A 25,617-nucleotide genomic window follows, 5' to 3' on the forward strand; every position below is an offset into this window, starting at 1 on the left:
ATGAATATGGAAGTGATGCCGCCCGCTGAAGCGCCGCTCATCCTGATCCTCGGATTGGGAGAGACCGGTGCGGCCAGCGCCCGCTGGTGCGCCCGCAAGGGTGCGCGGCTGCGCGTGGCCGACACGCGCGCCGAACCCGGCGGATTGGCGGCGCTGCGCGAGGCCCTGGCCGACGCGCAGGTGGAATACCACCTGGGTTGCGCCGAGGCGTTTCCCGCCGACCTGCTCGACGGCGTGAGCCAGCTCGTGCTGAGCCCCGGCCTGGTGCCGGGCGCCGAGCCCACCGCCAGCCTGCTTGCGCAGGCCGAGGCGCGCGGCGTCGAAGTGGTCGGCGAGATCGAACTGTTTGCCCGTGCCCTGGCCGAACTGGCCGAGACGCAGCAGTACCAGCCGAAAGTGCTGGCGGTGACCGGCACCAACGGCAAGACCACCGTCACCGCGCTCACGCGCGAGCTGATCGATGCGTCGGGCCTGAGCGTGCGCGCCGCCGGCAACATCAGCCCGGCCGCGCTCACCGCGCTGGCCGACGCGATCGACGCCGACGACCTGCCGCAGGTGTGGGTGCTGGAGCTCTCGAGCTTCCAGCTCGAGACCACCCGCTCGCTGCGCGCCGACGCCGCGGTCGTGCTCAACGTCACGCAGGATCATCTGGACTGGCACGGCGGCATGCAAGCCTATGCCGCGGCCAAGGCCAGGCTGTTGACGATGGCGCGGGTCGCCATCGTCAATCGCGACGACCCGCTCACCGTCGCCATGGTGCCCTCGCTCGACGCGCTCGACGTGCGCAGCTTCGGCCGCGCGCTGCCGACCCTGACCGGCGACATGGGCCTGGAGCCCGGCGACGGCATGGCCTGGCTGGTCGCCTGCGAACCCACCGAATTCGACGAGCCGGCGCCGCCGGTGCGGCGCAAGAAGGACGCGCCGCCGCCGACCCGCAAGGCCGGCCGCGCCAGCCGCCTGATGCCGGCCGACGCGCTGCGCATCCGCGGCGTGCACAACGCCCTCAATGCGCTGGCCGCGTTGCAGCTGGCCCGCGCGCTGGACCTGGGCTGGGGCCCGATGCTGCGCGCGCTGCGCGACTACGCGGGCGAACCCGGCCGCGTGTCGTTCGTGCGCAGCGTGGGCGGCGTCGACTACATCAATGACACCAAGGGCACCAACGTCGGCGCCACCGTGGCCGCGCTCGAGGGCCTGGGCCAGACCGTGGTGCTGATCGCTGGCGGCCAGGGCAAGGGCCAGGATTTCTCGCCGCTGGTGCCGATGGTGCAGCGCCATGCGCGCGCCGTGGTGCTGATCGGCGTGGATGGCCCGGCCATCGGCGCGGTGCTCGCGCCCACCGGCGTGGCCTGCATCAACGCCGCCGACATGGCCGAGGCCGTGCGCCGCGCCGCCGAGCTCGCGCAGGAAGGCGACGCCGTGCTGCTGTCGCCGGCCTGCGCCAGCCTCGACATGTTCCGCAACTATCCGCACCGCGGGCAGGTCTTCGTCGAAGAAGTCGAAGAACTCGCGCGCGATCGGGGCGAGGTGCTATGAGCCTCTTCGCCGAACTCACCGCCAGCGTCAATGCCGTGCGCCCCGGGCGTACGCGCATGCGCAACTTCGACCTGCCGCTCGTGGTGGCCGCTGCCACGCTGCTGCTGCTCGGCTTGTTGATGGTGTATTCGGCGTCGATCGCTCTGGCCGACGGGCCTCGCTACGCGTCCTATGGACGCTATTACTTTATCGTGCGCCACGGCCTGTTCATCTCGACCGGGCTGGTGGCGGCCGCGTGCGCGCTGGCCCTGCCGCTGCGCGTGTGGCAGCGCCTGGCCGTGCCGCTCTTCATGCTGTCGCTGTTCCTGCTGCTGGCCGTGCTGGTGCCCGGCATCGGCCGCGAGGTCAACGGCGCGCACCGCTGGATCCCGCTCGGCCCGATCAACTTCCAGCCCTCGGAGCTGATGAAGCTGGCCGCCGTGCTGTACGCCGCCGACTACACGGTGCGCAAGCAGGAATACATGCAGGCTTTCGCCCGCGGCTTCCTGCCGATGGCGTGCGCGCTCGGCGCGGTAGGCATGCTGCTGCTGCTCGAGCCCGACCTGGGCGCGTTCATGGTGATCGTGGCGATCGCCATTGGCATCCTGTTTCTGGGCGGCATCAACGGCAAATACTTCAGCAGCCTGCTCGGCGTGCTGATCGGGACCTTCCTGATGCTGATCTGGCTGTCGCCGTGGCGCCGTGCGCGCCTGTTCGCGTATCTGGATCCCTGGAACGAAGACAATGCCTACGGCAGCGCCTATCAGCTGTCGCATTCGCTGATCGCGCTCGGCCGCGGGGAATGGTTCGGCGTGGGCCTGGGCGCCAGCGTCGAGAAGCTGCACTACCTGCCGGAAGCGCATACCGACTTCCTGATGGCGGTGGTGGGCGAAGAGCTCGGCTTTGCCGGCGTGATGCTGGTGATCGTGCTGTTCGGCATCATCGTGCAGCGCGGCTTCGACATCGGCCGCCAGGCGATCGCCATGGAACGCACCTTCGCCGGCCTCGTCGCGCATGGCGTGGTCATGTGGTTCGGCGTGCAGGCCTTCATCAACATGGGCGTGTGCCTCGGCCTGCTGCCCACCAAGGGCCTGACGCTGCCGCTGATGAGCTACGGCGGTTCCGGCATCGTGATGAATCTGTGCGCGCTGGCCATCCTGGTGCGGGTCGACATCGAGAACCGCATCATGATGCGGGGAGGGCGGGTATGACCGCGCCCACCATTCTCATCATGGCCGGCGGCACCGGCGGCCACATCATGCCGGGCCTGGCCGTGGCCGAAGTGCTGCGTGCGCGCGGCTGGCGCGTCATGTGGCTTGGCAATCCCGACAAGATGGAAGGCCGGCTGGTGCCGGCGCGCGGCATCGACCTGGTGCCGCTGCGCTTCCAGGGCGTGCGCGGCAAGGGCGCCGGCACGCTGCTCAAGCTGCCGCTCACGCTCATGCGCGCGCTCGGCGAGGCCTGGAGCCGCCTGTCGGCCGTGCGTCCCGACGTGGTGCTGGGCATGGGCGGCTACGTCGCCTTCCCCGGTGGCGCGGTCGCCGCGCTGCGCCGGATCCCGGTCGTGGTGCACGAACAGAATGCGGTGGCCGGCACGGCCAACCGCTGGCTCGCGCGCATGGCGCGCCGCGTGCTCACCGGCTTCCCCGACGTGTTGCCCGCGGGCGAGTGCGTGGGCAATCCGGTGCGCGCCGACCTGGCCGCCTTGCCCGATCCCGCCGAACGCTACGCCGGCCGCAGCGGTCCGCTGCGGCTGCTGGTGGTGGGCGGCAGCCTGGGCGCCCAGGCGCTCAACACGGTGGTGCCGCAAGCCCTGGCCCGCCTGCCGGCCGGGCAGCGCCCGCTGGTGGTGCACCAGGCCGGCGAGCAGCACTTCCAGGCCTTGCAGGCCGCCTATGAACAGGCGGGCGTGCAGGCCGAATGCGTTCCGTTCATCGAAGACATGGCGGGCGCCATGGCCTCGGCCGACCTGCTGGTCTGCCGCGCCGGCGCCATGACGGTGGCCGAAGTGGCCGCGGCCGGTGTGGCCGCGCTGTTCGTGCCGTTCCCCCACGCGATCGATGATCACCAGACCGCGAACGCGCGCTTCCTCAGCGACGACCAGGCCGCCTGGCTGCAACCGCAGCCGGCCCTGAACGCCGAGTGGCTGGCCGAGTGGCTGGCCGCGCGCACGCGCACCGAACTACAAACCGTGGCCGGCCGGGCCCGCGCGCATGCGCAGATCCGGGCGGCCCAGGACATCGCCGACGCATGCGTTGCAGCAGCGGGGCGGACATCATGAAACACCGTATTCAACACATTCATTTCGTCGGCGTGGGCGGCTCGGGCATGAGCGGCATCGCCGAGGTGCTGCTCAACCTGGGTTACACGGTGAGCGGCTCCGATCTCAGCGAGTCGGCCGTCACGCGCCGCCTGGCCGACCTCGGCCTGCGCGTGGCCATCGGCCATGCCGCCGAAAACGTGGCCGGCGCCGATGCCATCGTCACCTCCACCGCCGTGGCCGGCGACAACCCCGAAGTGATCGCGGCGCGCGCCGCGCGCATTCCGGTGGTGCCGCGCGCCGTGATGCTGGCCGAGCTGATGCGCCTGAAGCGCGGCATCGCCGTGGCGGGCACGCACGGCAAGACCACCACCACCAGCCTGGTGGCGAGCGTGCTGGCCGCGGGCGGCCTGGACCCCACCTTCGTGATCGGCGGCCGCCTGAACTCGGCCGGCGCCAACGCGCAGCTGGGCCAGGGCGAGTTCATCGTGGTCGAGGCCGACGAGTCGGACGCCTCGTTCCTCAACCTGCTGCCGGTGATGGCGGTGGTGACCAACATCGACGCCGACCACATGGACACCTATGGCCATGACGTCGCGCGGCTCAAGAGCGCCTTCATCGAATTCACCCAGCGCCTGCCGTTCTACGGCAGCGCCGTGCTGTGCGTGGACGACGCCAACGTGCGCGAGATCATGCCCTTCGTGTCGCGCCCGATCACGACCTACGGCCTGTCGGCCGAGGCCCAGGTGCGCGGCGAAAACGTCGTCGCCGACGGCACGCGCATGCGCTTCACCGTGCGCCGCCGCGACCGCGACATCGAGCTGCCGACGCTGGACGTCGAGCTCAACCTGCCCGGCCTGCACAACGTGCGCAACGCGCTGGCCGCGATCGCCGTGGCGACCGAGCTGGGCGTGGCCGACGACGCGATCCGCGAGGCGCTGGCCGCCTTCAAGGGCGTGGGCCGCCGCTTCACGCAATGGGGCGATCTGCCGGTGGCCGCAGCCCAGGGCGGCGGCACCTATACGCTGATCGACGACTACGGTCATCACCCGGTCGAGATGGCCGCCACGCTGGCCGCGGCCCGTGGCGCCTGGCCCGAGCGCCGCATCGTGCTGGCGTTCCAGCCGCACCGCTACACCCGCACGCGCGACTGCTTCGAAGACTTCGTGCGAGTGCTCGGCACCGCCGACGCGGTGCTGCTCACCGAGGTCTATTCGGCCGGCGAGCCGCCGCTGGTGGCCGCCGACGGCCGAGCCCTGTCGCGCGCCCTGCGCGTGGCCGGCAAGGTCGAGCCCGTGTTCGTCGAAGACGTCGCCGACCTGCCGCAGGCGGTGCGCGACTTCGTGCGCGACGGCGACGTGGTGGTGATGATGGGCGCCGGTTCGATCAGCCGCGTCCCGGCCCAATTGGGAGAGCAGGCATGAGCGCGCAATTCGGCAAGGTAGGGGTTCTGTACGGCGGACGCTCGGCCGAGCGCGAGGTCTCGATCATGTCGGGCACCGGCGTGCACGAGGCGCTGCGCAGCAAGGGCGTGGACGCCCATCTGTTCGATACCGGCGTGCGCTCGCTGGCGGAGCTGGCCGATGAAAAATTCGACCGCGTGTTCATCGCGCTGCACGGCCGCTACGGCGAGGACGGCACGCTGCAGGGTGCGCTCGAGCTGCTGAACATCCCTTATACCGGCAGCGGCCCGATGGCCTGCGCGCTGGCGATGGACAAGATCATGACCAAGCGGGTGTGGCTGCAGCACGGCCTGCCCACGCCGCAGTTCGAGGCGCTCAACGCCGACACCGAGCTGCGCCTGGTGCCCGATCGCATCGGCCTGCCGCTGATCCTCAAGCCGCCGCACGAGGGTTCGACCGTGGGCATCACCAAGGTCAAGGGCTACTCCGACATGAAAGAAGCCTACGAGACCGCGGCGCGCTTCGACGAAGTGGTGCTGGCCGAGCAGTTCATCACCGGCCGCGAGCTGACCATCGCGCTGATGGGCAAGGGCCGCGGCGCGCGTGCGCTGCCCATCATCGAAATCGTGGCGCCCCAGGGCAACTATGACTACGAGCACAAATACTTCTCCGACGAGACCCAGTATTTCTGCCCGGCCGACCTGCCGCAGTCGCTCGCCGACGAAATCGCCCACATCTCGGTGGCGGCGTATCGCGCGCTCGACTGCGAGGGCTGGGCCCGCGCGGACGTAATCATCGATCGCGAAAACCGCCCCTGGCTGATCGAAATGAATACCTCGCCCGGCATGACCGGGCACTCGCTGGTGCCCATGGCGGCACGTGCGGTCGGCATGAGCTATCCCGACCTGTGTCTCGCTATCCTGGCCGAGGCGTCCTGCAAACTGCAGGCGCCCGCCCGCAATGCCTAACCGGAACGACTTGTGTGGAACGACGCTCGCACCATCAACCTGATCGCCAACACGCTCGCCGTGCTGGCGGTAGCCGCCATGGTCGCGGCCGGGGTGGTGTGGGTGGCGCAAAGGCCCTATTTCAAGCTGCAGGCGATCGAGCTGGAGTCGATGCCGGACACGGAGCTGCACTATGTGTCGACCGGCGCGGTGCGCTCGGCGATCGCGGGCCGCTTCACGGGCAACTTCTTCACGGTCGACCTGGACGACGCCCGCGAGGTGTTCGAGTCGGTGCCCTGGGTGCGACACGCCACGGTGCGCCGCATCTGGCCCAACACGCTGCGCGTGCGCATCGAGGAGCAGCAGCCGCTGGCGCTGTGGAACGAGAACCAGATGATCAACACCTGGGGCGAGGCGTTCACGGCCAACACGGGCGAGCTGGACGACGACACCGCGCTGCCGCAGTTCAATGGCCCGGACGGGGCCGAGGGCCTGGTGGTGCAACGCTACGCCGAGCTGGCGCGCTGGTTCGCGCCGCTCGACCTGCACGTGCGCGAGCTGGAGCTCAGCCCGCGCTATGCCTGGCGCGCCATCCTGTCCAACGGCATGACGCTGGACCTGGGCCGCGATCCGGGCGCCGACGCGCCCGATCCGCATGGCCTGCCCGGCGCGCTGCCGTTCGCCGCACGCATTCAACGCTTTGTGCAGAGCTGGCCCGCCGTGGCCAGCCGGCTGGAAGGCCGCACGGTCACCCAGGCCGATCTGCGTTACCCCAATGGTTTTGCCCTGGCGCTGGCTCCGCTGCCGCCAGAGACCAAATCGAATTCCAAAACGAAACCTGTCAAGAAACACTAACGCCATGACCCGTGACATCAAGGACCTTATCGTCGCCCTCGATATCGGCACCAGCAAGGTGGTGGCTGTGGTGGCCGAAATCCTGCCCGAGGGACGCTTCGAAGTGCTCGGGCTGGGGCAACACGAGTCGCGCGGCATGCGCAAGGGCGTGGTCGTCAACATCGAGACCACCGTCAACTCCATCCAGCGCGCGCTCGAAGAAGCCGAGCTGATGGCCGATTGCAAGATCCGCGACGTCTACACCGGCATCGCGGGAAGCCACATCCGCAGCTTCAACTCGAGCGGCATGGTGGCCGTGAAAGACAAGGAAGTGACCGCCACCGACGTGGCCCGCGTGATCGAAACCGCCAAGGCGGTGAACATCCCCACCGATCAGCAGGTGCTGCACGTGCTGACGCAGGAGTTCATCGTCGACGGCCAGGAAGACATCCGCGAGCCGATCGGCATGAGCGGCCTGCGCCTGGAAGTGCGCGTGCACATCGTGACCGGCGCCGTCAGCGCGGCCCAGAACATCGTCAAGTGCGTGCGCCGCTGCGGCCTGGAAGTGCAGGACCTGATCCTGCAACCGCTGGCCTCCAGCCTGGCCTGCCTGACGGCCGACGAGAAGGAGCTGGGCGTGGTGCTGGTCGACATCGGCGGCGGCACCACCGACGTCGCGATCTTTACCGGCGGCGCGATCCGCCACACCGCCGTGATCCCGATCGCCGGCGACCAGATCACCAACGACATCGCGGCGATGCTGCGCACGCCCACGCCCGATGCCGAAGAAATCAAGCTGCGCTACGGCGTGGCCAAGCAGGTCATCGCGCGTCCGGACGAGGCCGTCGAAGTGCCCGGCCTGGGCGACCGCGGTCCGCGCCAGGTCAAGCGCCAGGCGCTGGGCGCCGTGATCGAGCCGCGCGTCGAAGAGCTGTTCACGCTGGTGCAGCAAGTGGTGCGCGACTCGGGCTACGAAGACCTGCTGGCGTCCGGCGTGGTCCTGACCGGCGGCTCGGCGCAGTTGCCCGGCATGGTCGAGCTGGCCGAGGACGTGTTCCTCAAGCCGGTGCGCGTGGCCGTGCCCGAATACGAGGGCAGCCTGGCCGACGTGATGCGCAATCCGCGCTTCTCGACCGTGATGGGCCTGCTCCAGGAAGCCCGGATGCAGCGCGTGCGCGGCCGCAAGGTCGCCGCGCAGTCCGGCAACCTGAAGAGTGTGCTGACCCGCATGAAGGAATGGTTCATGAATTGAATGAGGGGCGGGAGCCGCGGGGGCTCCTGGTCCTCGGTGGCCGCCGGCAGGTTACGGCGGGCGCCGAAAGCGAGGGGAGGAGACGTTTCAAAACCGGAGCGGGCAGCCGTCGGCCCCGTCTTTGAAGCGACTCACAATAGATAGGCTGTAGGGGAATTTTGTTTTGCAAATCCGACTTGTGAGGGAGTCATCATGATGAACTTTGAGATGCTTGAGACGAACGCCAAAGGGACCATAATCAAGGTCGTTGGCGTCGGGGGCGCGGGCGGCAACGCCGTGGCCCACATGATTCGCAGCGGAGTGAGCGGCGTCGATTTCATTTGCGCCAACACCGATGCACAAGCCCTGGCCGCGACCAACGCGCCGGTGCAGATCCGTCTGGGCCGTACCGGCCTGGGCGCGGGTGCCAAGCCCGAGCAAGGCCGTGCCTCGGCCGAAACCGCGCGTGAAGAGATCCGTGCCGCCCTCAACGGCGCGCACATGGTCTTCATCACCGCCGGCATGGGCGGCGGTACCGGCACGGGCGCCGGTCCTGTCGTGGCCGAAGTCGCCAAGGAACTGGGCATCCTGACCGTTGGCGTGGTGACCAAGCCCTTCACCTTCGAAGGCAACAAGCGCCTGAAGATGGCCGAAGAGGGCATCGCCGAGCTGGGCAAGCACGTCCACTCGCTGATCGTCGTGCTCAACGAAAATCTGTACGAGCTGATGGACGAGGATGCCACCCAGGAAGACTGCTTCAAGTCTGCCGACGACATCCTGCACAACGCTTGCGCCGGTATCGCCGAGATCATCAACGTCGAAGGCAACGTGAACGTCGACTTCGAGGACGTGAAGACGATCATGGGCGAGCAGGGCCAGGCCATGATGGGCACCGCGGCGGCTTCGGGCGCCGACCGTGCCCGCGTGGCGGCCGAAAAGGCCATCGCGTGCCCGCTGCTCGAAGGCGTGGACCTGAACGGCGCTCGCGGCGTGCTGGTCAACATCACGTCGAGCCGCTCGCTGAAGATGCGCGAAACGCGCGAAATCATGGAAACGATCCGCAGCTACGCTTCGGACGACGCGACCGTGATCTTCGGTACGGCGTACGATGAAGCAATGGGTGAAAGCCTGCGCGTGACCGTGGTGGCGACCGGCCTGGGCCGTGCCGTCTCCCGTCCGCAGCTGGTGCAGACGCCTGCGGAAGAACTGCGCACCGGCACCGACAACCTGCCCCTGGGCGGGATGGTGGCTGGCCAGCAGGGCGACTACCGCAACCTGGACATGCCCTCGGTGATGCGTAACCCGCGCACCCAGGCTTCGGCCCAGGTGCGTGCGCTGGAAAGCTCGGGTATGGATCACTTCGATATTCCGGCCTTCCTGCGCAAGCAGGCTGACTGACGCAAGGCCGCGGGGCCGGAAGGCTCCGTTACTCCCTCAGCGTCCATCCTCTGCTTCCCCGGTGGAGGATGGACGTGCGAGAGGTATGCAGGATCTCGTCGTGCCAAAGAATTTCGGGGACACCTATCGCGGCTATAGGTAATGCCGCATGGCGTCATTGTGCCAGCAAGGTTACAATGGCTTCGTTCTGCCGGCTTGCGCAGTCAAGTTGCCGGCTTCATGTCCAGAAAAAACAACATCATGTTTCGACAACGCAGCATTCAGAATCTCGTCCGCACGACCGGCGTCGGCGTCCACTCCGGACGGCGGGTCGAGCTCACGCTGCGTCCGGCCGAAGCCAACACGGGCATCGTGTTCCACCGTGTCGACCTGCCCGAGGTCGTCGACCTGCCGGCGCAGGCCACCGGCGTGGGCGACACCCGCATGGCGTCGGTGCTCCAGCAAGGCAACGTGCGCGTTTCCACTGTCGAGCATCTGATGTCGGCGCTGGCCGGCCTGGGCATCGACAACCTCCACGTCGACCTCACCGCTGAAGAAGTGCCCATCATGGATGGCAGCGCGGCCACGTTCGTCTACCTGCTGCGCTCCGCCGGCATCGTCGAACAGAACGCGCCCAAGCACTTCATCCGCGTGTTGAAGCCCATCGAGGTCCGTGAAGGCGAAGGCCGCAACGAAAAGTGGGCCCGCCTGGAGCCGCATGAAGGCTTCGCGCTGGCGTTCTCGATCGACTTCCGTCATCCCGCCATCGACTCCACCGCAAACTTCGCGGAGATCGATTTCGCCACCCATTCCTACGTGCGCGAAATCGCGCGCGCCCGCACCTTTGGCTTCGTCAATGAAGTCGAGGCCCTGCGCTCGATGGGCCTGGCGCGGGGCGGCAGCCTCGACAACGCCATCGTGATGGACGAGTACCGCGTGCTCAACAGCGATGGCCTGCGCTACGACGACGAGTTCGTGAAGCACAAGATCCTCGACGCCATCGGCGACCTGTATCTGCTCGGCAAGCCGCTGGTGGCGCGCTACGTGGCCTACAAGTCGGGGCACGCGCTCAACAATCATCTCGCCCGCGCGCTGCTCGAGCAGCAGGAGTCGTGGGAGCTGGTCACCTACGAATCGCAGGCCGCGGCGCCCCAGGCGTTCCGCCACGAATGGAAGCTGGCGTAAGGCCGCTGCTTTCGCGATCCGCCGCGTGACCCCGCCGGGGCCTTCCAAGCGAAGGCCTCGCTGCATTTTGCGCGGCGGGTCCGCCGCTGGAAGACTTGCACGGCGTCCGCCACCCGGCGGGTCGGGCGGGGCAGGGTCGGGGGGGAATCCTGCGATCGCGTCCTACAGCGTCGGACGAAATCGTCTGAAACGCCTTCAGCCTTTGCCGTGATGACGCAGCAGACGCGCCACCGCATCGGCCAGCGGACCAGGGCGCAGATCGCCGTGCAGCTCGGAGAATGCCTTCAGCGCGGTGTCGCCGAGCGGCTGGGATTCCTTCGGGGGACGGGGCGCTTTCTGCCCCGGTCGCGGCATGCCGGCTTGAATCCGAACGCTAATTTCAGTAAGGTTCCAGCCTTGCGAGGACAGGGTCTGGGCAATCCGCGGCGCCAACTGGCGCAACTTGGCGGCATGCACCGGCCCTGGCACGGCCAGCATCATGCGCTGGCTTTCCACCTTGGCAACCACGCACACCGCAGCCAACGCCGGCGGCAGCACTGCCGCAATGGCGTGTTGGATCTGCAGATGCGCCCGCGCCGTGGCGAGCACGCCCGCGCCGCGCATGTCATGACCCAGCCAACCGAGGGCCGTCTTTTCTCTCGATTTGCCGGTCGAGGAACGAGTTCGGTATGAAGCAGGTCTATTCATGCCGCTCAACAATAGGATGCAACCTTGAAGATAGTGATTATGCATGCCCGCGCCGGGCAAGACAGGCATCTCACCCTCAGCGGTGCGCGCCTGGCCTTGTTCGCGGGCGTCGCCCTGATGGCGGCGGCGGCGCTCGGCGCGCTCATGCAGCGGGTGTTTCTGCCCGGCTTCGCGGGCGCGGCACCGTACTCGGTGGACTGGCCCAGCTATGCACGCTCGGTGGGCACCGACCGCGACGCCGACTTCATGCGCGAGAACGTCAATATGCTGGCCTCGAAGGTCGGCATGCTGCAGGCCAAGCTGGTGAGCATCGACGGCCTGGGCCGCCGGGTCGCGCAGATCGCCGGTATCGACTATACCGACGTGGCGCCGGGCGGTCATCTCGATGCGATGCCGGCCGAGGCCACCCACGTGATGGACGACCTCTTCACCGACCGCCAGCCGCCCTCGCCGGAGTCGGCGGAGGCGCTCGGCCGCCAGCTCGATGACATCCAGCTGCGCATGGCCCGCCAGGCCGACAATTTCAAGCTGCTCGACGCCGCCCTGACGCGCCGCTCGGCCGACCAGGCCCGCGTGCCGACGGCCATGCCCATCACCGATTATCCCTACCTCAGCTCGTCGTACGGCTGGCGCCGCAACCCGGTCACGGGCCGCTACGCCATGCACGAAGGCCTGGATTTCGCCGCGCCGCCGGGCACCGCCATCCTGGCCGCCTCGGGCGGGGTGGTGCTGTCGGCCAAGCGCGAGACCGGCTACGGCAACATGGTCGAGGTCGACCACGGCAACGGCCTCATCACCCGCTACGCCCACGCGTCGCGGCTGCTGGTGAAGGCGGGCGACCTGGTCGAGCGCGGCCAGGAGATCGCCCAGGTCGGCTCTTCCGGGCGCTCTACCGGCCCGCACCTGCATTTCGAGGTCCGCCTGGCGGGCCAGCCGCTCGACCCGCGTCTGTTCCTGGGCCCGCAGCAGAATGCCGCGCCGGTGATCGCCCAGGCCCAGGCCGGCAAGCCCGTTTCCGAGCCCCGCGCTCCCTGATTTTCCTCACGCGTGCGTCCCGCCCGGCCTGGCCGGGTCCCGCCTTGCGCACGCTCCGTCCCCCCCGCCTCATTGTTGTGGTCCAGGTGCGTTAAACTGGATCGTTTCCCAGCGGAACCAACCGCTCAACCCGTCATACAACAAACGTACGGGGCTGTGTCGCCGCGTCATGCGCCGCATTGTCCCGTCGCCCAAGACACGCATGGTTTCTCTGCTCAAAAAACTCATTGGCAGCCGTAACGACCGGTTGCTCAAGCAGTATCGCAAGTTGGTCATCCAGATCAACGCGCTCGAATCGCAGACCGCGGCGCTCTCCGACGAGCAGTTGTCGGCCAAGACCCAGGAATTCCGTGACCGTCACGCCAAGGGCGAATCGCTCGACGCGCTGCTGCCCGAGGCCTTTGCCGTCGTGCGCGAGGCGGGCAAGCGGGTGTTCGGGATGCGCCACTTCGACGTGCAGATGCTGGGCGGCATCGCCCTGCACAACGGCAAGATCGCCGAAATGCGCACGGGCGAAGGCAAGACGCTGATGGCCACGCTGCCGGTCTATCTCAACGCGATCCCCGGCCGTGGCGTGCACGTGGTGACGGTGAACGACTACCTCGCCCGCCGCGACGCCGACTGGATGGGCCGTCTCTACCGCTTCCTGGGCATGAGCACGGGCGTGGTGGTGCCGCAGCAGCCCAACGACGAGAAGATCGCCGCCTATGCGGCCGACATCACGTACGGCACCAACAACGAATTCGGCTTCGACTATCTCCGTGACAACATGGAGTACCGCGTCGAGGACCGCCGCCAGCGCGCGCTCAGCTACGCCATCGTCGACGAAGTGGACTCGATCCTGATCGACGAGGCGCGCACGCCGCTGATCATCTCGGGCCAGGCCGAAGACCACACCGAGCTGTACGTGCGCATGAACGCCGTGCCGCCGCTGCTCACGCGCATGGCTTCCGAGCCCAAGCCGCAGGAGCCGGAACCCGAGGGCGATTACTGGGTCGACGAAAAGAGCCAGCAGGTCTACCTGTCGGAAGCCGGCCACGAGCACGCCGAACAGATCCTGTCGCGCCTGGGCATCCTGCCGGAAGGCGAGTCGCTCTACGATCCGCGCCACATCGCGCTGATGCACCACATGATGGTGGCGCTGCGCGCCAACACGCTGTTCTTCCGCGACCAGCAGTACGTCGTCCAGGACGGCGAAGTGGTGATCGTCGACGAGTTCACCGGCCGCCTGATGGTGGGCCGCCGCTGGTCGGATGGCCTGCACCAGGCCGTCGAGGCCAAGGAAGGCGTGAAGATCCAGCACGAGAACCAGACGCTGGCGTCGATCACCTTCCAGAACTACTTCCGCATGTACGACAAGCTGTCGGGCATGACCGGCACGGCCGACACGGAAGCGTACGAATTCCAGGAAATCTACGGGCTCGAAACGGTCATCATCCCGACCAACAAGCCCATGCAGCGCAAAGACCAGAACGACCAGGTCTTCAAGACGAACGAGGAAAAGTACAACGCCATCCTCAACGACATCCGCGACTGCCACGAACGTGGCCAGCCGGTGCTCGTGGGCACGACCAGCATCGAAAACTCGGAGCTGCTCGCCGGGCTGATGCGCCAGGCCAAGCTGCCGCACGAAGTGCTCAACGCCAAGCAGCACGCGCGTGAAGCCGAGATCGTGGCCGAGGCCGGCAAGCCGGGCCACGTCACCATCGCCACCAACATGGCCGGCCGCGGTACCGACATCGTGCTGGGCGGCAGCGTCGACAAGCAGGTCGACCTGATCCGTGCCGACGAATCGATCTCGCAGGCCGAGCGCGAGGCCCGCATCGAGAAGGTGCGCGCCGACTGGAAGCCGCTCAACGAGCAGGTCAAGGCCGCCGGCGGCCTGCGCATCATCGGCACCGAGCGCCACGAATCGCGCCGTATCGACAACCAGTTGCGTGGCCGTGCCGGCCGCCAGGGCGATCCGGGCTCGTCGCGCTTCTACCTGTCGCTCGAGGATCCGCTGATGCGCATCTTCGCGGGCGACCGCGTGCGCGCCATCATGGAACGCCTGAAGCTGCCCGAGGGCGAGCCCATCGAGGCAGGCATGGTGACCCGCTCGATCGAAACCGCGCAGCGCAAGGTCGAAGGCCGCAACTTCGACATCCGCAAGCAGCTGCTCGAATACGACGACGTCGCCAACGACCAGCGCAAGGTGCTCTACGCCCAGCGCAACGAAGTGCTCGAGGCCGCCAACATCGGCGCGTCCGTCGAGGCGCTGCGCGATGCCGCCGTCACCGAAGCGTTCCGCAATTACGTGCCGGTCGAGTCGGTCGAAGAGCAATGGGACCTGCCGGGCCTGCAGCAGGCGCTGCTGGGCGACTGGCAGCTCTCGCTGCCGCTCGTCGAGATGGCCGAGAAAGAACCCAACCTCACCGACGACGAGCTGCTCGAGCGTGTGGTCGGCGCCGCGCGCGACGCCTATCACGCCAAGATCGCGCTGGTCGGCGCGGACCAGTGGGCCCAGTTCGAACGCTCGATCATGCTGCAATCGATCGACACGCACTGGCGCGAACACCTGTCGGCGCTCGACTACCTGCGCCAGGGCATCCACCTGCGCGGCTACGCCCAGAAGAACCCCAAGCAGGAATACAAGCGCGAAGCCTTCGAGCTGTTCTCGGGCATGCTCGACCGCATCCGCGACGACGTGGTGCGCGTGCTCCTGACGGTGCGCGTGCAGTCGCCCGAGCAGGTCGAACAGGCCGAGGCCGAAGCCGCCCAGTCGCATGTGCAGAATGTGCAGTATCACCATTCCGACTACGACGAGGCGCTGGCGCAGGACGAGTCGAACGCGGGTCAGCAGCCCGAGCGCAACGCGCTGCCCAAGGTGGGCCGCAACGATCCGTGCCCGTGCGGCAGTGGCAAGAAGTACAAGCAGTGCCACGGCAAGCTGAGCTGAGCGGAGACCTGACCATGTTGCATGCGGTGGGACGTACCGAATTCGACCACGCGGTCGTCATGGTTCGCGACCGGCTCGACGAGCTGGCGCCGCATTACGAGCGGCAGGGCTTCACCCTCACCGAGCGGGCGGTGCACAACCTCGGTTCGTGCAATCGCCTGATCGTGCTCGAAGGCACTTATGTCGAGCTGCTGGGCTGGCCCCCGGGCGCGCCGCCGGCGCGCAAGGAAATCGCCGACTCGCCGTTCGGCCTCGAGGCGCTGGTGTTCCGCACCTACGACGCGCAGGCCACCTACGAACGGTTGCAGGCGGCGGGATTCGCGGTCAATCCGGTGCAGGACCTCAGCCGGCCGGCGCTGGTGCAGGGCCGCGAGGTCGAAGCGCGCTTTCATACGGTGCGCTTCGCCGAGCAGCCGATTCCCGGCATCCGCATGTACTTCTGCCGCCATCTCACGCCCGAATGCGTGTGGTCGCCCGAGGTGATGCAGCATGCCAACGGCGCGAGCCGCATCGTGCAGATCAGCGCCCGCGCGGCGCAGGCGCAAGCGGTGGCCGAACGGCTGGCGCTGGTCGCCGATGTGCCGGTCGAGGAAGTGGCCGGCGGCTGGGATCTGCCGCTGGGCAATCTGCGCCTGCACATCGCGCAGGATGCCGCTGCGTCGACGCCGCGGCTCGATGCGATGGTGCTCGAGAATCGCGACGGCGCACGCTACACGCTCGATACCGGAATCTGAGCTTCGTCTCGCGTCCATGAAAACGCGGCCCCTGCGGGCCGCGTTTTCGTTTTGTGGGCGCGGGCCTCAGTTGGCGGCCTGATAGGGCCCGAGATAGTCGAGCTTGCCCACCGGCACGCCCTGGTTGCGCAGGATGTCGTAGGCCGTGGTGACGTGGAAATAGAAGTTCGGCAACGCGAAGGTCAGCACGTACGAGATCGCGGTGAAGGTGGGTTTGAAGTCCTTGAAGCCCAGCGTCACGGTGCGCGATTCGGCTGCCGCCAGCGCGTCCGAGGGCACGCTCTCCAGCCACGCGATGGTCTTGGCGATGCGCGCCTGCAGCTGCTCCAGCGTGGTCTCGTCGTCGGCGTAGCGCGGTGCCTCGACTGCGCTCAGGCGCTGCACGCCGAGCTTGGCGGTGTCGCTGGCGCGCTGGACCTGGCCGGCGAGCGAGAACATGTCGGGCGCGAGCCGCGCATCGACGAGCGTGGCCGCGTCCAGGCCTTGCGACCGGGCATGGTCGGCGCCTTTCTGCAGCAGGGTGGACAGCACTTTCAGGCCCCGGATGAAAACCGGGACGGTGGCTTGTTCGATCGTGATCGGCATGGAAACTCCGTCTGGCCGAGGGCGGTCCGCGGGCTTGCGAACGGCCGGAACACCCATGGTAGGGGCAAGACGGCAGGGCGCGCACGACAACCCTGATGACATATCGATCGGCAGGCGTACCGCCTGATGGAAGCTGTTACGATTCGTATAAACCCGGGTTGTCGAGACAATTGCATGCACTTTAGTATGCACTTTGATGACAGCACGGCCTGCCTCACCTTTGCCCCTGACAGTGCCTTTATGCCCCTGACCCGCCCCGCCGCCCGCACCACCGCCGGAATGAACGAGTTGTACGACACCGTCAAGGCGATGGCCGTGCGTTTCGACTTCAAGCCGGGCGAGCGGCTGAACGAACTCGATCTCGCGCGCCGGCTCAATGTGAGCCGCACGCCCCTGCGCGAGGTGCTCAACCAGCTGATGGTCGAAGGCTTCCTGACCCGTGCCGTCAATCGGGGCTTCATTGCCCGCCCGCTCGACGCGCAGCAGGTGCATGCGCTCTACGAATACCGGGCGGTGCTGGAGGCCGGCATCGTGCGGATCGCCTGCGAGCGCGCCACCGACGAGGAGCTGCTGGCCCTGCGCGACTTCGTCGAACGCTCGCGCGACGTACCCGAAGACAGTGACGCCGCGCGCCTGCTGGCGCTCGACGAGGATTTCCACCTGCGGGTGGCCCGCCTCACGCGCAACGAGGAGTTCGTGCGCAGCGTGCAGAGCGTGAACGCGCGCATCCATTTCGTGCGCTGGATCGACATGCAGCAGGGGCGCCGCGAACACACCCAGGGAGAACACTTGCGCCTGGTCGACGCGCTGCAGCGCCGCGACCAGGACGCCTTGGCCGAATTGATGAGACAACATATCGGGCGCAGACTCGACCAGATCGTAGACGTCATACGAACCGGCTTTTCCACCATTTACATGCGCGATCAGCTCGCCTGTACGCATGAACCCGTCAATCTGAAGGAACCCGCATGAAATCCCGGATGTTCAAACACGTTCTTGGTAGTGTGCTGACCGTGGCCGCGCTGGCCGGCGGCATGGTCGCGACGGCGCAGGCCGCGGACCGCCCGCTGGTGCTGGTGGTGCCCTATCCCCCGGGCGGCAGCACCGACATCCTGGCGCGCATCATGCAACCCAAGCTGTCGGCCGAGCTCGGCGGCCGTCCCGTCGTGGTCGAGAACCGCGCCGGCGCCGCGAGCCAGATCGCCACGGCCTTCGTGGCCCGTGCCGAACCCGACGGCAATACGCTGCTGGTGAGCTTCGACAACCACGCCATCAACCCGGCGGTGAAGCCCAAGCTGCCCTACGACACCTTCAAGGACTTCGTCTCGGTCGGCCAGACCGTGCGCTTCCCGCTGGTGATCGGCGCCAACCCCAAGGTGCCGGGCAACAACCTCGCCGAGTTCCTCGCCGCCGCCGGCAAGGAGCCCGCCAACAAGTTCAACTACGCCTCCACCGGCGTGGGTTCGCTGAATCACCTGGCGCCCGAGGAACTGAAGCAGCGTTCCAAGGTGCAGCTGCTGCACGTGCCCTACGGCGGCGGCGGCCCGGCCATCCAGGCCGTGGTGGGTGGCCAGGCCGACATGACCTGGCTGAGCTATGCCGCGCTGCGCGGCCAGATCCAGGCCGGCAAGATCAAGCCGCTGGCGGTGGCCGGCGAAAAGCGCCTGCCCGACATGCCCAACGTGCCGACTCTGGCCGAATCGGGCTTCCCTGGGCTCGAGGCCTATTCCTGGAGCGGCATGTTCGCGCCGGCCGGCACGCCTACCGACGTGGTCAAGACGCTGACGGCCGCCTTCCAGGCCACGCTGAAGGATCCGGAAGTGGCGCGCAAGCTGACCGAGGCCGGCTTCGAGATCGTGGCCTCCGACGGCCCGGCGCTCGACGCCTACGTGCAGAAGGAATACAAGCGCTGGGACACCTTCATCAAGCAAAACAACATTCCGCTGGAATGATGTTTTCGGGTGTCGCCCATTGAAAAGCCGCGGCCTGGGCCGCGGCTTTTTTCATGGGGCCGGCAGCTCAGTCGTGCAGTGGATGCGTCGGCACCAGCAGGTTCACGCCGGTGGCGATGTCGGCCTGCGTGACGCCGTAGACGTGCAGCGAAATCGCGGTGTCGGGGCCGGCGTTGCCCAGGCGGTGGATCTGGCCCAGGCCGGGCGTGGCCGTGATGATGTCGCCGGCGCGGCGCTGCGCGCCGCCGTGCACCTGCGCGATCTCGCTCCCGGCGTCCCAGCGATAGTGGGTTTCGGTGAGCTCGCCCTGCAGCACGCGGTAGGCGCACCAGGTCTTGTGGCCGTGCACCGGGCTGAACTGGCCCGGCCGCCACACCAGGTACACCACCGTGTAGCGGCCCGCCGGATCGGCGTAGGCCACGTGGCGCGTGTAGCGCTCGGCGCTGCCGGCGCGCGCGGCCTCGGGCAGGTCGGCCAGCGGGTCGTGCGCCAGCGCGACGCCGGCCGCGAGCTCGCGCAACAGGCCATGCAGCGCGTCGTGCTGGGCGCGATCGACGGCGTGGCAGAGGCGTTGCAGGCGGGGACTGGGGAGCTGCGTGTGCATGGGCATGGACGGAGAGGACAAGTCTCCCTATCCTAGGGAACCGCCGCCGGAATGACTTTGCCAATTCGCGCGGGCGTACGGCACGATTTAGAAAAATATTCCGTCCCCTCGGGGACCGCATCCGGGGAGTCGTTGCATGGATCTGGGTATCGAAGGCAAGTCCGCGCTGGTGTTCGGCGGCAGCCGCGGCATGGGCCGCGCCTGCGCGCGCCAACTGGCGCTCGAGGGCGTCAAGGTGACGCTGGCGGCGCGCACGCCTGCCACGCTGGAGCAGGCCGCCGACGAGATCGCCCGCGAGGCGGGCATCGGCGTGGGCTGGGTCGCGGCCGACCTGACCCGCGAGGCCGGGCGCGACGCCGCGCTGGCCGCGTGTCCCGCGCCGGACATCCTGATCAACAACGCCGATGGCCCCTTGCCCGGCGATTTCCACGACTGGAGCCGCCAGGACTGGATCGACGCCCTCGACGCGATGATGCTCGGTCCCATAGACATGATCCGCCGCACCATCGACGGCATGATCGAGCGCCGTTTCGGCCGCATCGTCAACATCGTGTCGCGCAGCGTGAAGGCGCCGCATGCCGAGCTGGGCCTGTCCAACGGCGCGCGCGCCGGGCTGGTCGGCTTCGTCGCGGGCCTGGCGCGGCAGTCGGTGCGCCACAACGTGACCATCAACAACCTGCTGCCCGGCGCCTTCGCCACCGATGCGCAGGTGCGGCACATCCGCGGCATGGTCGAGAAGAGCGGCGAGGCGTTCGACACGCTGTGGGAAAAGCGCGGCAGCGCCAATCCGGCCGGCCGCTACGGCCAGCCGGAAGAGCTGGGCGCGCTGTGCGCCTATGTGTGTTCGGCCCACGCGGGCTACATGACCGGCCAGAGCCTGCTGCTCGACGGCGGCGGCTATCCCGGCACCTTCTGACCCCGCCGCGGGCATGGACGGCGGGCGGTCAAACGGGCAAGATGTGGGCCGTCGCGCGTGCCCGGGGGCGCCGCGCCGCATGCGAACGACACACCGCACCGGACGGTGGCTGACACGGGCCCGCGTGCCCGATGCCTTGGGGGGCTAACGCTTGGACCAGACCGATCTCAAGATCCTGAGCCTGTTGCAGCAGGACGCGACCCGCTCCGTGGCCGACATCGCCGAGCAGGTGAATCTCTCGGTCACGCCCTGTTGGCGCCGCATCCAGAAGCTCAAGGACGACGGCGTGATCGCGCGCAACACCGTGCTGCTCGATCCCAAGGCGCTCGGGCTCAACCTCACCGTGTTCGTCACCATCAAGACCAGCCAGCACAACGCCAAATGGACCCAGGCGCTGATCGGCGCCGTGACGGCACTGCCCAACGTGGTGGAGTTCCATCGCATGGCGGGCGACATCGACTACCTGCTCAAGGTGGTGGTCGAGGACATGGCCGCCTATGACCGCTTCTACCGCCGCCTGATCGATGCCGTCGACCTGCTCGACGTGAGCGCCAGCTTCTCGATGGAAGTGATCAAGAGCACCACCGAGCTGCCGCTCAACGGGCTCTGACGGGCCCGTTCGCAGGCCTGCGCGGCCGCGCGCTTGGCGGCGGAGAAAATTTTTTCAGGCAGTGCGCGGCGCGGAGTCGCGATTTGCCCACAGTGCCTGTGCGCGGGCCCCAACGCGCAATGCTTTTGCTTGGACTGCGGCGTAGCATAGGCACACTTCAATTCTGCGTCGGCGCACAGGCCGGACTCCCATGACGTTGTGTGTAGGTGGCGCCGCCTCGGATGGCGGGCCGAAAACTTGCCTGCCCCTCTCGGTCGACGACCTGCTGCTGGGCTGGAATGGTACCGACGACCTCTGGGTGTTCGCCTATGGTTCGCTGATCTGGCGGCCCGATTTCCCCTGGCAGGAGCGCCGTCTCGCGACGGTGCGGGGGTACCACCGCTCGCTCTGCCTGTGGTCGCGCGACCATCGCGGTTCGCCCGACGCGCCCGGCCTCGTCTTCGGCCTCGACCGCGGCGGCTGCTGCCGCGGCGTCGCCTACCGCGTCGCGAGCCGCGACGTGCGCGACACCTTCCACACCTTGTGGCAGCGCGAAATGACGCGCGCGGCCTACACGCCGCGCTGGCTGTCCTGCCATACCGAATCCGATGACTGTGCCGTCGCGCCGCGCGGCGCGCCGGTGCGCAGCCTGGTCTTCCTGCTCAATCGCACCTGCGGCGACTATGCCGGCGCGCTGGCCGAAGAGCGGCTGCTCGCCACCGTGCGGGCGGCGCGCGGCCACTCCGGGCCCTGCCTGGATTATGTAGTCGAGACCGAACGGGCGCTGCGCGCCTACGGCATCCACGACTGGCGCCTGGCCTCGCTCGTGCGGCGCCTGTGCGAATCCGAGCCGCAGACCCGCGCGGCCTGAAGGGGCGCAGCCCGGCGCGTCTGCGCCGGCGGCCCGCTCAGAACTGCCAGCGGCCGAACATGAACAGCACGTTGCCGTTGCCGCGTCCGCCGGGGATGTAGGTGGCGTACAGCATCGCGTCTTTGTAGCCGGCGCCGACCAGCGGCAGGATGCCGGGGAACGGCACGTAGCTCATGATGTCGTGGCGCGCGGTCATGAAGACCGTGTAGCCCGCGCCCAGCTTGAAATTCTGGCCGACGTTGCCGATCTTGAGGAAGCCGTAGCCGGCGATGGGCTCGACCTTGCGGTGCGAGTCGAGAAACGCCATGGCGTACAGGCCCTGCCAGTCGCCGTCTTCGTCGTAGATGCTCTTGCCCAGGCCGCCACCCCAGGCCAGCTCGTTGAAGCTGCGGATCTTGCTGGCGCTGTACATCGAGCGGTTGTGCCAGGCGTAGCCCGAGACGTAGAGATCGGTGTTGCCCTCGGTCCAGATCTGGTCGAGACGCTGGCAGGCCGACTGGGCCCACGAGGGCATGTTGTCGCAGGCCTGGGCCGCGAGCGGGGCGGCCGCCAGGACGGCGGTGCAGACGGCGCGGCGCACCAGGCGCGCAGGCTTGCCGTGCGAGACGGCGGTGCGTGGAAACGGGCGGAAACGGGACACGGCATTGCGGGCGGGGCAGGGCCCCGCGCCACGCATGGGGCGAGGCCGTGCCGACGCCGATTCGATCAGAGACAGACGGACCGTCCAGCTTAGCGGCCGACCCTGTCAAAGACTTGTCAGTGAAACCCCATGGAACGAAAACCGTACGGTTCCGAGGGCGAATGCGGTGCGCTGACAACAGCGCGACCGCGACCGCTGCCGCGGCCCGGCCTGGGGGGCCGGGCGGGGCACGTTCAGAACTGCAGGCGGCCGAACACGAACAGCACGTTGCCGTTGTCGCGGATGCGCGGGATGTAGGTCGCGTACAGCATCGAGTTGCGGTAGCCGGCGCCCACCAGCGGCAGGATGCCGGGGAAGGGCATGTAGTTGCGGAATTCGCTGCGGGCCGTGACGAACACGGTGTAGCCCGCGCCCAGCTTGAAGTTCTCGCTGAGGTTGCCGATCTTCATGAAGGCATAGCCCGCCACCGGTTCGACCTTGCGGTAGGAGTCGCGAAAGGCCATCGCGTAGAGGCCGTGCCAGTCGCCGTCTTCATCGTAGAAGCTGCGGCCCAGGCCGCCGCCCCAGGTCTTTTCGTTGAAGCTGCGGATGCGGCTGGCGGGATATTTGGAGCGGTTGTGCCAGGCCCAGCCGGACACGTAGAGGTCGTTGTTGCCCTCGGTCCAGATCTGGTCGAGGCGGTGGCAGGCGGTTTCGAGGATGCCTACGCAGGCCTGGGCGGAAAACGAGGATGCGGCGAGAAGGGCGGCGAGCAGGAAACGACGGACGAACGAGGACCACGCATGGCCGGGACGGGCATGCAGAACAGTAGCGAGAAAGTGCGGCACGGGACGTGAGGCGAACCGCTGCAACCGGGAACCCACTTCCACGGCGCTGGCGGCGGGGGTGAACAGCCGATCAAGAAGTTATGAGGAGGCCGAACTGTACCCTGCGAAGTTGGCTATGTTGTGTCATACATTCGCAAACTTGCAGTCAACTTCTTTGATCTTCGAGAATATCGGCAAGTTTATTTGGTAACAGCCGTGCGTCCGACGGGTGTCAGACTACGTTTTTGGCGGATCGGGGGCGCGGACAGGGGGCGCAGCTTCGGCGCAGGCGAAGGTCCAGGAAAAGGTGTCAGACTGCATTTTCCGAGGCGATCGGAGGTCCCGGAACGGGTGTAGAAAAGGTGTCAGACTGCATTTTTCGCGAACACGGCCGGGGTGCTTGCGGCGATCTCCCGCGCGAAAATGCAGTCTGACACCTTTTCCTCGCGGTGCGCGGTGCAGCCTGCCAACTCCCAAACCTCGGGAAATTGCAGTCTGACACCTTTTCAAAAATGCAGTCTGACACCTTTTCGACGGCAGTCCGACGCCGCTGCGGGGCCGGCTCTTCCCGAACGCCGCTCCCGCCTCAGAGCAGGAACAGCGTGGCCAGGCCGAGGAAGATGAAGAAGCCGAGCGAGTCGGTGGCGAAGGTGAGCAGCACCGACGAGCCGATGGCGGGGTCCTTGCCGAAGCGGGCGCGCACCATGGGCACGAGCACGCCGACCGAGGCGCCGACGAGCATGTTGCAGATCATCGCCGCCATCATCACGACCGCGATCGCGATCGAGCCGGAGATGCCCCAGGCAAACAGCGCGGCGACGACGCTGCCGCACAGCCCCACCAGCAGCGTGACCAGCATCTCGCGCTTGACCAGCTGCCAGAGATTGCGACCGGTGATGCGGCCCATCGCCAGCGCGCGGATGATCATCGTCATCGTCTGGTTGCCGGAGTTGCCGCCGATGCCGGCCACGATGGACATCAGGAAGGCGAGGATCACGATGTGGCTCACCGTGTCTTCGAAGCGTGAGGCGACGAACGAGGCGGTGGCCGCGGTACAGAGGTTGAACAGCAGCCAGGGCGCGCGGTTGCGCAGCGCGGCCGCCACCGGCGCGAAGATGTCTTCCTCCTGCATACCGGCACGCGACAGCGCCTGCTCCTGCGAGTCTTCGCGCATCACGTCCACCACGTCGGCGATCGTGACGCGGCCGATCAGCCGGCCCTGGTCGTCGATCACCGGTGCGGACACGAGGTCGTAGCGTTCGAAGGCGCCGGCCGCGTCGGCGTCGGAGTCGAGCGGGTTCAGCGCGAGGTAGTCGGTGTTCATGACCGGCCGCACCTCGGTGTCGGGCTCGCTCACCAGCAGGGTCGAGATCGGCAGCACGCCCTGCAGCTTGTCCTGGCGGTCGACCACGAAGATCTGGTCGGTGTGGTCGGGCAGCTCGTGCAGGCGGCGAAGATAGCGCAGCACCACCTCCAGCGTCACGTCTTCGCGCACCCGGACCATTTCGAAGTCCATGATGGCGCCGACGCTGTCTTCGGGATAGCCCATGGCCTCGAGCAGCTGGGCGCGTTCCTCGTCGGTGAGGCCCTTCTGCACTTCGGCCACCACGTCGGGCGGCAGGTCGGGCGCGAGATCCGCGATCTCGTCGGCATCCATGTTGCCGGTGGCCGCGACCAGGTCCTGGCGGTCCATCGCCTCGATCAGCGACTCGCGCACCCAGTCTTCGACCTCGAGCAGCACGTCGGCGTCGTGCGACGACTCGACCAGGCGCCAGACGGTCTGGCGCTGGTCCTTGGGCAGCGACTCCAGGATGAAGGCGATGTCGGCCGGATGCAGGTTGTTGACCAGTGCGGTCAGCTCGGCCTCGTGCTGGCGATGCACCAGGTCCTCGACCAGGTGCGCCTTGTTGTCACCCTGCTCCTGGCGATGCACCAGGTCTTCGACGAGCTGCTGCCGGCGCAAGCATTCCTGCACCTCTTCGAGCGCATGCTGGGCGTCTTCGGGATCGAGCCGGCGCGGCGTCGGCGGCGCTTTTTGCTGTGCGGCGGACTGCGTCATGCGGGCGGCTCAGAGAACGGGGAGCGGGCGGCTGCGGCGGGCTTCGTCGGTGGCGACGTAGGTGAGCGTGGCCTCGGTCACCTTGACCACTTCGGCGTCCAGGCGCTGGCGTTCGGCGTACACCTCCACGTCGACCGTGACCGACGTGGAGCCGGTCTTGACGATGCGGGCGTAGAGGCTGAGCAGGTCGCCCACGAACACGGGCTGCTTGAACTGGAACGCATTGACGGCCACCGTGGCCACGCGGCCCGCGGCGCGGCGCGCGGCCGGGATCGAGCCGGCGATGTCGACCTGCGACATGATCCAGCCGCCGAAGACGTCGCCGTGGATGTTGGCGTCGGCCGGCATGGGCATGACGCGCAGTACGGGTTCGCGGCCGGCGGGCAATTGGGTATAGGTATTCTTGGGCGCTGTCATGGCCGGCTCCTGGTATGCAACCGACCGATTATGCA

At 67.8% G+C, this 25,617-nt stretch carries 24 protein-coding genes; 17 read left to right on the top strand and 7 right to left on the bottom strand.

Features of this window, described 5'->3' with window-relative positions:
• The 9 genes from murD to lpxC all read left to right on the top strand — a co-directional run bounded on the left by murD (window position 1) and on the right by lpxC (window position 10,749).
• Window positions 1-1,533, top strand: a complete 1,533-nt coding sequence (murD, locus tag CEG14_RS03930; RefSeq protein WP_094825023.1) for a UDP-N-acetylmuramoyl-L-alanine--D-glutamate ligase — start codon at window positions 1-3, stop codon at window positions 1,531-1,533.
• Window positions 1,530-2,723 (top strand): putative lipid II flippase FtsW, encoded by a 1,194-nt coding sequence (ftsW, locus tag CEG14_RS03935; RefSeq protein WP_094825024.1) that lies wholly within the window; start codon window positions 1,530-1,532, stop codon window positions 2,721-2,723. The genes murD and ftsW overlap by 4 nt, the downstream gene beginning before the upstream one ends.
• Window positions 2,720-3,793 carry an undecaprenyldiphospho-muramoylpentapeptide beta-N-acetylglucosaminyltransferase gene (gene murG / locus CEG14_RS03940; RefSeq protein ID WP_094825025.1) on the top strand — a complete coding sequence of 358 codons (1,074 nt, stop codon included), beginning with the start codon at window positions 2,720-2,722 and terminating at the stop codon, window positions 3,791-3,793. Before ftsW ends, murG begins: the two co-directional genes overlap by 4 nt.
• Window positions 3,790-5,196, top strand: coding sequence for a UDP-N-acetylmuramate--L-alanine ligase (gene murC / locus CEG14_RS03945; protein ID WP_094825026.1), 1,407 nt, complete (start codon window positions 3,790-3,792; stop codon window positions 5,194-5,196). Before murG ends, murC begins: the two co-directional genes overlap by 4 nt.
• Window positions 5,193-6,143 carry a D-alanine--D-alanine ligase gene (locus CEG14_RS03950; RefSeq protein ID WP_094825027.1) on the top strand — a complete coding sequence of 317 codons (951 nt, stop codon included), beginning with the start codon at window positions 5,193-5,195 and terminating at the stop codon, window positions 6,141-6,143. The genes murC and CEG14_RS03950 overlap by 4 nt, the downstream gene beginning before the upstream one ends.
• Before the next feature lie 12 nt (window positions 6,144-6,155).
• Window positions 6,156-6,977, top strand: coding sequence for a cell division protein FtsQ/DivIB (locus CEG14_RS03955; protein WP_094825028.1), 822 nt, complete (start codon window positions 6,156-6,158; stop codon window positions 6,975-6,977).
• A gap of 4 nt (window positions 6,978-6,981) precedes the next feature.
• The gene (gene ftsA / locus CEG14_RS03960) at window positions 6,982-8,208 is read left to right on the top strand and encodes a cell division protein FtsA (RefSeq protein ID WP_094825029.1); all 1,227 of its coding nucleotides are present in this window, start codon (window positions 6,982-6,984) and stop codon (window positions 8,206-8,208) included.
• A 192-nt stretch (window positions 8,209-8,400) separates the two neighbouring features.
• A complete protein-coding gene (gene ftsZ, locus CEG14_RS03965; protein WP_094825030.1) occupies window positions 8,401-9,585 on the top strand; it encodes a cell division protein FtsZ in 1,185 nt (394 codons plus the stop codon).
• A 240-nt stretch (window positions 9,586-9,825) separates the two neighbouring features.
• Window positions 9,826-10,749: a UDP-3-O-acyl-N-acetylglucosamine deacetylase gene (lpxC, locus tag CEG14_RS03970; protein ID WP_094825031.1), complete on the top strand. Its 924-nt coding sequence runs from the start codon at window positions 9,826-9,828 to the stop codon at window positions 10,747-10,749.
• Between the two features lie 195 nt (window positions 10,750-10,944).
• Here the strand turns inward: lpxC and CEG14_RS03975 are convergent, their stop codons facing one another.
• The gene (locus tag CEG14_RS03975) at window positions 10,945-11,352 is read right to left on the bottom strand and encodes a DciA family protein (protein WP_255032118.1); all 408 of its coding nucleotides are present in this window, start codon (window positions 11,350-11,352) and stop codon (window positions 10,945-10,947) included.
• Between the two features lie 123 nt (window positions 11,353-11,475).
• Here CEG14_RS03975 and CEG14_RS03980 point away from each other — a divergent pair, with 123 nt between their 5' ends.
• From CEG14_RS03980 to CEG14_RS03990, 3 genes are all read left to right on the top strand, one after another.
• A complete protein-coding gene (locus CEG14_RS03980; RefSeq protein ID WP_094825032.1) occupies window positions 11,476-12,471 on the top strand; it encodes a M23 family metallopeptidase in 996 nt (331 codons plus the stop codon).
• A gap of 202 nt (window positions 12,472-12,673) precedes the next feature.
• On the top strand, window positions 12,674-15,409 hold the full coding sequence (secA, locus tag CEG14_RS03985; RefSeq protein ID WP_094825033.1) for a preprotein translocase subunit SecA: 2,736 nt from the start codon (window positions 12,674-12,676) through the stop codon (window positions 15,407-15,409).
• A 14-nt stretch (window positions 15,410-15,423) separates the two neighbouring features.
• Complete coding sequence (locus tag CEG14_RS03990) at window positions 15,424-16,143, top strand: VOC family protein (RefSeq protein WP_094825034.1); 720 nt, start codon at window positions 15,424-15,426, stop codon at window positions 16,141-16,143.
• Between the two features lie 66 nt (window positions 16,144-16,209).
• Here CEG14_RS03990 and CEG14_RS03995 read toward each other — a convergent pair whose 3' ends face one another.
• Window positions 16,210-16,728 carry a DUF1993 domain-containing protein gene (locus CEG14_RS03995; RefSeq protein WP_094825035.1) on the bottom strand — a complete coding sequence of 173 codons (519 nt, stop codon included), beginning with the start codon at window positions 16,726-16,728 and terminating at the stop codon, window positions 16,210-16,212.
• A 240-nt stretch (window positions 16,729-16,968) separates the two neighbouring features.
• Here CEG14_RS03995 and CEG14_RS04000 point away from each other — a divergent pair, with 240 nt between their 5' ends.
• Window positions 16,969-17,700, top strand: a complete 732-nt coding sequence (locus CEG14_RS04000; RefSeq protein WP_094825036.1) for a GntR family transcriptional regulator — start codon at window positions 16,969-16,971, stop codon at window positions 17,698-17,700.
• A complete protein-coding gene (locus CEG14_RS04005) occupies window positions 17,697-18,680 on the top strand; it encodes a tripartite tricarboxylate transporter substrate binding protein (RefSeq protein ID WP_179280529.1) in 984 nt (327 codons plus the stop codon). Before CEG14_RS04000 ends, CEG14_RS04005 begins: the two co-directional genes overlap by 4 nt.
• Window positions 18,681-18,747: 67 nt before the next feature.
• Here CEG14_RS04005 and CEG14_RS04010 read toward each other — a convergent pair whose 3' ends face one another.
• Window positions 18,748-19,284: a cysteine dioxygenase family protein gene (locus tag CEG14_RS04010; protein ID WP_094825277.1), complete on the bottom strand. Its 537-nt coding sequence runs from the start codon at window positions 19,282-19,284 to the stop codon at window positions 18,748-18,750.
• Between the two features lie 136 nt (window positions 19,285-19,420).
• On the opposite strand from CEG14_RS04010, the gene CEG14_RS04015 reads away from it, so the two are divergent.
• The 3 genes from CEG14_RS04015 (at window position 19,421) to CEG14_RS04025 (ending at window position 21,660) form a co-directional block, all read left to right on the top strand.
• Window positions 19,421-20,200: an SDR family oxidoreductase gene (locus CEG14_RS04015; protein ID WP_094825038.1), complete on the top strand. Its 780-nt coding sequence runs from the start codon at window positions 19,421-19,423 to the stop codon at window positions 20,198-20,200.
• Between the two features lie 151 nt (window positions 20,201-20,351).
• A complete protein-coding gene (locus CEG14_RS04020; protein ID WP_094825039.1) occupies window positions 20,352-20,810 on the top strand; it encodes an Lrp/AsnC family transcriptional regulator in 459 nt (152 codons plus the stop codon).
• 190 nt (window positions 20,811-21,000) lie between these two features.
• Window positions 21,001-21,660: a gamma-glutamylcyclotransferase gene (locus CEG14_RS04025; RefSeq protein WP_094825040.1), complete on the top strand. Its 660-nt coding sequence runs from the start codon at window positions 21,001-21,003 to the stop codon at window positions 21,658-21,660.
• Between the two features lie 37 nt (window positions 21,661-21,697).
• Here the strand turns inward: CEG14_RS04025 and pagP (CEG14_RS04030) are convergent, their stop codons facing one another.
• From pagP (CEG14_RS04030) to CEG14_RS04045, 4 genes are all read right to left on the bottom strand, one after another.
• The gene (pagP, locus tag CEG14_RS04030) at window positions 21,698-22,243 is read right to left on the bottom strand and encodes a lipid IV(A) palmitoyltransferase PagP (RefSeq protein ID WP_255032120.1); all 546 of its coding nucleotides are present in this window, start codon (window positions 22,241-22,243) and stop codon (window positions 21,698-21,700) included.
• A 290-nt stretch (window positions 22,244-22,533) separates the two neighbouring features.
• Window positions 22,534-23,127: a lipid IV(A) palmitoyltransferase PagP gene (gene pagP, locus CEG14_RS04035; RefSeq protein WP_256985571.1), complete on the bottom strand. Its 594-nt coding sequence runs from the start codon at window positions 23,125-23,127 to the stop codon at window positions 22,534-22,536.
• Window positions 23,128-23,692: 565 nt separating this feature from the next.
• Window positions 23,693-25,165, bottom strand: coding sequence for a magnesium transporter (gene mgtE, locus CEG14_RS04040; protein ID WP_094825042.1), 1,473 nt, complete (start codon window positions 25,163-25,165; stop codon window positions 23,693-23,695).
• A gap of 9 nt (window positions 25,166-25,174) precedes the next feature.
• Window positions 25,175-25,582: an acyl-CoA thioesterase gene (locus tag CEG14_RS04045; RefSeq protein ID WP_094825043.1), complete on the bottom strand. Its 408-nt coding sequence runs from the start codon at window positions 25,580-25,582 to the stop codon at window positions 25,175-25,177.
• Window positions 25,583-25,617 lie beyond the last annotated feature (35 nt).

It is taken from the genome of Bordetella genomosp. 1 (assembly GCF_002261335.1).
In the GTDB taxonomy this organism is placed as follows: domain Bacteria; phylum Pseudomonadota; class Gammaproteobacteria; order Burkholderiales; family Burkholderiaceae_B; genus Bordetella.

Bases quoted from the DNA above. Each gene is read 5' to 3' on its own strand.
- murD (WP_094825023.1), top strand. From the start codon at position 1: ATGAATATGGAAGTGATGCCGCCCGCTGAAGCGCCGCTCATCCTGATC.
- ftsW (WP_094825024.1), top strand. From the start codon at position 1,530: ATGAGCCTCTTCGCCGAACTCACCGCCAGCGTCAATGCCGTGCGCCCC.
- murG (WP_094825025.1), top strand. From the start codon at position 2,720: ATGACCGCGCCCACCATTCTCATCATGGCCGGCGGCACCGGCGGCCAC.
- murC (WP_094825026.1), top strand. From the start codon at position 3,790: ATGAAACACCGTATTCAACACATTCATTTCGTCGGCGTGGGCGGCTCG.
- CEG14_RS03950 (WP_094825027.1), top strand. From the start codon at position 5,193: ATGAGCGCGCAATTCGGCAAGGTAGGGGTTCTGTACGGCGGACGCTCG.
- ftsA (WP_094825029.1), top strand. From the start codon at position 6,982: ATGACCCGTGACATCAAGGACCTTATCGTCGCCCTCGATATCGGCACC.
- ftsZ (WP_094825030.1), top strand. From the start codon at position 8,401: ATGATGAACTTTGAGATGCTTGAGACGAACGCCAAAGGGACCATAATC.
- lpxC (WP_094825031.1), top strand. From the start codon at position 9,826: ATGTTTCGACAACGCAGCATTCAGAATCTCGTCCGCACGACCGGCGTC.
- CEG14_RS03975 (WP_255032118.1), bottom strand. From the start codon at position 11,352: ATGCGCGGCGCGGGCGTGCTCGCCACGGCGCGGGCGCATCTGCAGATC.
- CEG14_RS03980 (WP_094825032.1), top strand. From the start codon at position 11,476: ATGCATGCCCGCGCCGGGCAAGACAGGCATCTCACCCTCAGCGGTGCG.
- secA (WP_094825033.1), top strand. From the start codon at position 12,674: ATGGTTTCTCTGCTCAAAAAACTCATTGGCAGCCGTAACGACCGGTTG.
- CEG14_RS03990 (WP_094825034.1), top strand. From the start codon at position 15,424: ATGTTGCATGCGGTGGGACGTACCGAATTCGACCACGCGGTCGTCATG.
- CEG14_RS03995 (WP_094825035.1), bottom strand. From the start codon at position 16,728: ATGCCGATCACGATCGAACAAGCCACCGTCCCGGTTTTCATCCGGGGC.
- CEG14_RS04000 (WP_094825036.1), top strand. From the start codon at position 16,969: ATGCCCCTGACCCGCCCCGCCGCCCGCACCACCGCCGGAATGAACGAG.
- CEG14_RS04005 (WP_179280529.1), top strand. From the start codon at position 17,697: ATGAAATCCCGGATGTTCAAACACGTTCTTGGTAGTGTGCTGACCGTG.
- CEG14_RS04010 (WP_094825277.1), bottom strand. From the start codon at position 19,284: ATGCACACGCAGCTCCCCAGTCCCCGCCTGCAACGCCTCTGCCACGCC.
- CEG14_RS04015 (WP_094825038.1), top strand. From the start codon at position 19,421: ATGGATCTGGGTATCGAAGGCAAGTCCGCGCTGGTGTTCGGCGGCAGC.
- CEG14_RS04025 (WP_094825040.1), top strand. From the start codon at position 21,001: ATGACGTTGTGTGTAGGTGGCGCCGCCTCGGATGGCGGGCCGAAAACT.
- mgtE (WP_094825042.1), bottom strand. From the start codon at position 25,165: ATGACGCAGTCCGCCGCACAGCAAAAAGCGCCGCCGACGCCGCGCCGG.
- CEG14_RS04045 (WP_094825043.1), bottom strand. From the start codon at position 25,582: ATGACAGCGCCCAAGAATACCTATACCCAATTGCCCGCCGGCCGCGAA.